This is a genomic window from Ruegeria sp. CDSB117 (assembly GCF_059611005.1).
The window spans coordinates 132,389-138,388 of sequence record NZ_JBXWOS010000015.1 but is presented as its reverse complement, the minus strand read 5'-3'; the positions used below and the strand labels follow the sequence as shown (position 1 = coordinate 138,388).

Below are 6,000 nucleotides of genomic sequence, written 5' to 3'. Positions count from 1 at the left end.
GTCTTGCCGTGGTCAACGTGGCCAATCGTGCCGATGTTGACGTGCGGCTTATTACGCTCAAACTTTTCCTTTGCCATTCCTCAGGCGCCCTTTTGCGATTTGGGGGACCCTTGGTCCCGTGGTTACATCTGCGCGCGCGAGATATTTGGTTCAAAGGGGAAAATCAAGCACATCCTGCGTGAAAAGCTGGTTAAGACGCCGGATTTTGGGTGACCTCGACGGAGTCCAGCGGCTGAATCAAGTCCGGGCGCCGGTCAAACCAGCCATTGTCCTTGTGTTCCTCAGCCAGCCATTCCTCGACACGATCGGCAACCTTGAGCGCCAGGCCATCCATTTGCTCTTCTCTGGTGCGCGAGTGACCAGATCCCGTGAGTGCACTTTCACCGGTCGTGTCTTCTAGCACCTGAAACTGTTTTCCTTTGGCCAGAAACTCTTTTTTGCGCACGTCATAGACGTTCACCAGGACAATTGCCGTGCTTTTGGGATTGTAGATCACGGGCACACCCGGAGGTGCCAACATGTAGCCTTCCAGGCTGATACCAATGTCGTATTCCTGAGCGCCCTCATATCGGCCAAGCCGAATATTCACGGCGTTCTGAATGGCGTCTTCCCACTCTTTGGGCGTCGCATCCCGCGACACCGGCCCCTGCCGGGCCTTTTCGGCAAATGCGTAGTTGACGCGCAGTTTGAATTCGCCCAGCGATTCAGGCTCTTCGTAAACCTGTGTCTGCGTGCACGCGCCCATCAGGGCCAGTCCGGTAATCAGGGTCAAAGCTCGCAACATGTTCTCGTCTCGATATGCCTGTTTTTCATTGATCTAGCGCAACGATACCGCTTGTGCCATGCCGTATCGGCAGAAATCCACTTGCAAGCGCGCTTACTCACGAAAATTTATAGTCGCGTGGGAAACCATAAGGCGCTTTTTTCCCAACGCTGGCCCGTTTGGCCAGCCACTGTGACATGTCCGCCTCGTGCCGGGTCTTGTCGCCACCCATGGACCATTTCAGGCCCTCTTCCCAATTGAAGGTGGTGATGTCGGACAGGCCACCATCCAGTTCCAGTGTGCCCTGCCGACCGCGCGCCATGTTGTATTTCTGCAGACGTACGCCCTTACCGCGACCCATTTCGGGCAGCTCTTCCACTGGGAACACCAAGAACTTGCCGTTCTGCGACACAACCGCGACGTGATCGCCCGATACGGGCTTACAGATCATCGCCGTCTCGTCAGCTTTGACGTTCAGCACCTGCTTACCGTTGCGGGTCTGGGCCAACACGTCATCTTCGGGCACCATGAAACCGTTACCCGCGTCTGACGCCACCAACAGCTTGCGCCCTGGCTTGTGGATCAGGATGTCGATGATCTGTGCCTCATTCGGCAGATCGACCATCAGGCGCAGCGGTTCGCCCATACCGCGCCCACCCGGCAGATTGGCGGCGCTGAGCGTGTAGAATCGTCCGTTCGAGGCAAACACCAACAAGCGGTCAGTCGTCTCAGCGTGGAATATGAAACGCGGGCCGTCGCCGTCCTTGAACTTCAGCTCGCGCTTCAGGTCGATGTGACCGGTCATGGCGCGAATCCAGCCCATCTGAGAGCAGACGACCGTGATCGGTTCTTTGTCGATCATTGCCTCAAGCGGTACTTCTTCAACCTGCCCGGCCTCGGCGAACTGAGTCCGGCGGGCGCCACCTTCATAGTCTTTGCCAAAGGTCTTCTTGGTCTCTTTCAGCTGCTCGGCGATTTTGGCCCATTGCAGGGTCGGGTCAGCCAGCAAGTCTTCGAGATTGGCGCGTTCCAGCATCAATGCGTCGCGCTCACGAACCAGTTCCATCTCTTCAAGACGGCGCAAGGACCGCAGACGCATGTTGAGGATCGCATCGACCTGAACCTCGGACAATTCGCCCTCGCCCGGCTTGGGCAAGACATAGTCCGCCTCGCTGGTGGCACGGACGTGGTCGATGCCCCAATCCTCGCGCATCAGAGCAGCTTTGGGGTCGTCGTCGTAGCGGATGATGTCGATCACACGATCCAAGTTCAGGAAGGCGACGATAAAGCCTTCCAACACCTCCAACCGGTGGTCGATCTTCGCCATACGGTGACGCGAGCGGCGCAGCAACACTTCTTGCCGGTGATCAAGGAAGGCGCGCAGCACTTCCTTCATCGAGCAGACCTTGGGCGTCACGCCGTCGATCAGCACGTTCATGTTCAGGCTAAACCGAACCTCAAGATCCGAGTTGCGATAGAGCATGCCCATCAACACCTCGGGGTCCACGTTCTTGGAGCGCGGTTCGAGGATCAGGCGGATGTCATCTGCGGATTCGTCGCGTACGTCGGCAAGGATCGGGATTTTCTTGGTCTGGATCAGTTCCGCGATCTTTTCGATCAGTTTGGATTTCTGAACTTGATAAGGGATCTCGGTAACAATGATCTGCCACTGGCCGCGGCCCAGATCTTCAACCTCGAACTTACAGCGAAGACGGAACGATCCTCGTCCGGTGCGGTAGGCCTGCGCGATGTTCTCGGGTGGCTCAACGATCACACCTCCGGTCGGAAAATCCGGACCGGGAACATAGTTCAATAGTGTGTCATCGCGCGCATCCGGCGTCTTGATCAGATGCAGACAGGCGTCGCAGAGCTCTGAGATGTTATGCGGCGGAATATTCGTTGCCATGCCCACCGCGATTCCGCTGGACCCATTGGCCAGCAGGTTCGGAAACTGCGCCGGCAGTACGACCGGCTCGGACAGCGTGCCATCATAGTTGTCGCGGAAATCGACGGCGTCTTCGTTCAGCCCCTCAAGCAACGCTTCGGCCACGATGGTCATCCGCGCCTCTGTGTAACGTGAGGCCGCCGGGTTATCACCGTCGATATTGCCAAAGTTACCCTGCCCGTCGACCAGCGGGTAGCGAACGTTGAAATCCTGCGCCAGACGCGCCATCGCGTCGTAGATCGCGGCATCGCCATGCGGGTGATAGTTACCCATCACGTCGCCGGAAATCTTGGCGGATTTACGGAACCCGCCCGTTGCGCTGAGTCGAAGTTCGCGCATCGCATAGAGGATTCGCCTGTGCACAGGCTTCAGCCCATCGCGCGCATCGGGTAATGCCCGGTGCATGATGGTGGACAGCGCATAGGTCAGATAGCGTTCGCCAATCGCGCGGCGCAGCGGTTCAGCTACCTCGCCCCCATTGTCGGGGGCCTCCATATTGGGGTCGTCGATCGTATCGTTCATATATGATGTGATACGCCGCAAGCGCGCGCGGGTAAAGCAATCAGCTTAGATTTTGCTGGGGACAAGTCGCGCTTTTTGCAACAGGGGGAGACAAGTCCCGGAATTCCCCCGGTTTTCGACTCGGACCCCGAAATATGGTAGGCTGTCTTCATTAGACTGCTGCCGATTTCTTGTACCTAACGATTGACCTGGGGGATGCGCCATGACGCGCCTTATTATTCTGACTTTCACTGCACTTGGCTGGTGTTTTTACGTTATGAGCGGTGGACCAAATTTCGAACCGCGCGGCTTGCGGAGCGATCAACCTGTGCGCGTTGCCTCTGTATCCCAACCTGCAGCAGTAGCACCCGCTCGGGTTGAAGAGCTTGTGACCGAAGAGCTTGTGACCAATGTGGCCGTTCGGGCACCGACGGTGCGCGCACAACCCCAACCTGAAACCGAAGAGATCGTGCAGATCGTGGCCGAACCAGCCAGCCTTCAGTCTTTGTCCGGCATCTCGGTGTTCGATGACCAGAGCGCAAACATCACGCTTGCTTCGCTGGAAGACGGCGTAGCGGGTTTGCGTCAGACCGATGAAGCGCCCCTGCCGGAAACATCAGAGGCTGCGGCGGTTCCCGAACCTGAAAAAGACATCCGCGAAATCTCGGGAACACGGGTGAACATGCGCGATGGACCCGGTACCATTTACCCAATTGTCGGCAAAGCGGCCATCGGACAGAAGGTCGAGGTGCTGAGCGATTCCGGAACCGGCTGGCTGCGTCTTCGCGTGTTGCCCGCGCAACAGGTCGGTTGGATTTCAGCCTCACTGGTTCGAAAAATTCAAAACTGACGCTGCACCGTCATTGTCCTGACCCGCACCTCGCAATAGCTTTGGCCTGAATTGAAGGTCAGGAAGATCATGCAGAAAACCATTCTTATCACCGGCTGCTCGTCCGGCATCGGCCTGGACGCGGCACACGGTATGCGAGCGCGCGGCTGGCGTGTCTTTGCATCCTGCCGCCAGCAGCGTGATTGCGACCGGCTGCGCGCGCAAGGCTTTGAAAGCCCGCGCATCGACTATACCGACGCCGCAAGTATCGCATCAGGCCTGACCGAAGTGCTTGAGGCCACCGGAGGTACCCTGGATGCGCTGTTCAACAACGGTGCGCACGGCTTGCCCGGCGCAGTTGAAGATCTACCGACCGAAGGGCTCCGCGTGATATTCGAGGCCAACTTCTTTGGCTGGCATGAACTCACCCGACTGGTGATTCCGGTCATGCGCGCGCAGGGGCACGGGCGAATCGTTCAGAATTCGTCGGTTCTGGGCCTGGTGGCCTTCCCATGGCGCGGCGCATATGTCGCGACAAAATATGCCATTGAAGGTCTTACCGACACGCTGCGTCTGGAACTTGCCGGAACGAATATCAAGGCCATCCTGATCGAACCCGGCCCAATCACATCGAAAATCCGCGAGAATTCGATCCCCTTCTTTGAACGTTTCATCAACTGGGAGAATTCGGCCCTGCGCGAAAAATACGAGGCTTCTCTGTTGAAAAGACTGTACGAATCCTCAGGTCCGGATCGTTTCGAACTGCCTGCATCAGCGGTGACCGACAAGCTCGCCCATGCGGTTGAATCAAAAAGGCCGCGCGCGCGCTACTATGTGACCACGCCAACCTATATCGCCGGGTATCTGCGCCGCCTTTTGCCCACCCGCACCATCGACCGCATTCTGTCGGACGTCTGAGGCGAAATTACCCGTTCGCTTTTCATGTACATGAGGCTAGATGATAGCCAAACGAAACAAGAAACGCGGACGGTGTGCTTATGGACCTTTTGATGGTCATTTTGCTGTTGGCCATGGCGGCGGTCGTCGTCGTGCTGGCGATCGGCATCTCCAATTTCGGCAAAAGCGGCAAAGCTGCTGCGATGAAAAGCAACAAGATGATGCGCCTTCGCATTCTGTTCCAGTTCATTGCTGTGGTGCTGATCGTGCTCTACGTCTACCTGCGCGGGCAAGGAGTTTAATAAATGGTCGTTCTGAACAAGATTTACACTCGTACCGGCGATGATGGAAAAACTGCGCTGGGCAACGGCGAGCGTGTTGCTAAATATTCTGGTCGCGTGGCCGCGTATGGGACCGTTGACGAACTGAACGCTTTTGTCGGCGTTGCCCGGACCGAGGCGGAAGGCGATGTCGATGCTGCGCTGGCGCGCATTCAAAACGACCTGTTCGATCTGGGCGCAGATTTCTGTCGCCCCGACATGGAAAAAGACGCCGAGGCCGATTACCCGCCCCTGCGCATCGTTGCATCTCAGATTGATCGGTTGGAAGCCGAGATTGACGTGATGAACGAAACGCTAGAGCCGCTGCGCAGCTTCATCTTGCCCGGCGGGTCGCGTCTGGCAGCGAATCTGCATGTCTGCAGAACCGTATCCCGCCGCGCCGAACGCCTTGCGGTCGAGCTGACCAACATGGAACCCGTCAACGCAGTCGCGGTGAAATACCTCAATCGTCTGAGTGACTGGTTTTTTGTTGCCGCCCGCTGCGCCAACGAAAACGGCACTGCGGACGTTTTGTGGGTTCCGGGCGCAAACCGCTGAAGTTGGCGCGGGGTCCGGCGAACCCTGCAGCGACCAACAAAGCAAAACCCCAGCCAAACGGGTGGGGCCCAAAGCTCTAGCACCGGCCACCAAAGCAATAAAATTTCACGCCGTTGCGTCAAAATACATGAAACGCGACGTCTCAAGTTCATGACGTGACGATTTTGCCCTGTTGCAGCGTGAACTG

7 protein-coding genes are annotated in these 6,000 nt (G+C 57.4%); 5 read left to right on the top strand and 2 right to left on the bottom strand.

Going from position 1 to position 6,000, the window contains the following annotated elements; genetic code table 11:
- The coding region (locus tag AC2FJC_RS16565) for a hypothetical protein (protein ID WP_496740311.1) at window positions 1-213 on the top strand (213 nt) is incomplete at its 5' end.
- Here the strand turns inward: AC2FJC_RS16565 and AC2FJC_RS16560 are convergent.
- Together AC2FJC_RS16560 and parC are read right to left on the bottom strand one after the other, a co-directional pair.
- Window positions 191-784, bottom strand: coding sequence for a hypothetical protein (locus AC2FJC_RS16560; RefSeq protein ID WP_496740310.1), 594 nt, complete (start codon window positions 782-784; stop codon window positions 191-193). The genes AC2FJC_RS16565 and AC2FJC_RS16560 overlap by 23 nt on opposite strands.
- A 97-nt stretch (window positions 785-881) precedes the next feature.
- Complete coding sequence (parC, locus tag AC2FJC_RS16555) at window positions 882-3,230, bottom strand: DNA topoisomerase IV subunit A (protein WP_496740309.1); 2,349 nt, start codon at window positions 3,228-3,230, stop codon at window positions 882-884.
- A gap of 202 nt (window positions 3,231-3,432) precedes the next feature.
- Between parC and AC2FJC_RS16550 the strand changes: the two genes are divergently transcribed.
- From AC2FJC_RS16550 to AC2FJC_RS16535, 4 genes are all read left to right on the top strand, one after another.
- Window positions 3,433-4,059 (top strand): SH3 domain-containing protein, encoded by a 627-nt coding sequence (locus AC2FJC_RS16550; protein ID WP_496740308.1) that lies wholly within the window; start codon window positions 3,433-3,435, stop codon window positions 4,057-4,059.
- Between the two features lie 69 nt (window positions 4,060-4,128).
- Window positions 4,129-4,956 carry an SDR family NAD(P)-dependent oxidoreductase gene (locus AC2FJC_RS16545; RefSeq protein WP_113791295.1) on the top strand — a complete coding sequence of 276 codons (828 nt, stop codon included), beginning with the start codon at window positions 4,129-4,131 and terminating at the stop codon, window positions 4,954-4,956.
- An 80-nt stretch (window positions 4,957-5,036) separates the two neighbouring features.
- Complete coding sequence (locus tag AC2FJC_RS16540) at window positions 5,037-5,237, top strand: twin transmembrane helix small protein (protein WP_496740307.1); 201 nt, start codon at window positions 5,037-5,039, stop codon at window positions 5,235-5,237.
- A 3-nt stretch (window positions 5,238-5,240) separates the two neighbouring features.
- Window positions 5,241-5,813, top strand: a complete 573-nt coding sequence (locus AC2FJC_RS16535) for a cob(I)yrinic acid a,c-diamide adenosyltransferase (protein ID WP_058278922.1) — start codon at window positions 5,241-5,243, stop codon at window positions 5,811-5,813.
- The last annotated feature ends 187 nt before the right edge of the window (window positions 5,814-6,000 follow it).

Excerpts from the sequence above, each read along its gene's own strand:
- AC2FJC_RS16560 (WP_496740310.1), bottom strand. The coding sequence starts at position 784 with ATGTTGCGAGCTTTGACCCTGATTACCGGACTGGCCCTGATGGGCGCG.
- parC (WP_496740309.1), bottom strand. The coding sequence starts at position 3,230 with ATGAACGATACGATCGACGACCCCAATATGGAGGCCCCCGACAATGGG.
- AC2FJC_RS16550 (WP_496740308.1), top strand. The coding sequence starts at position 3,433 with ATGACGCGCCTTATTATTCTGACTTTCACTGCACTTGGCTGGTGTTTT.
- AC2FJC_RS16545 (WP_113791295.1), top strand. The coding sequence starts at position 4,129 with ATGCAGAAAACCATTCTTATCACCGGCTGCTCGTCCGGCATCGGCCTG.
- AC2FJC_RS16540 (WP_496740307.1), top strand. The coding sequence starts at position 5,037 with ATGGACCTTTTGATGGTCATTTTGCTGTTGGCCATGGCGGCGGTCGTC.
- AC2FJC_RS16535 (WP_058278922.1), top strand. The coding sequence starts at position 5,241 with ATGGTCGTTCTGAACAAGATTTACACTCGTACCGGCGATGATGGAAAA.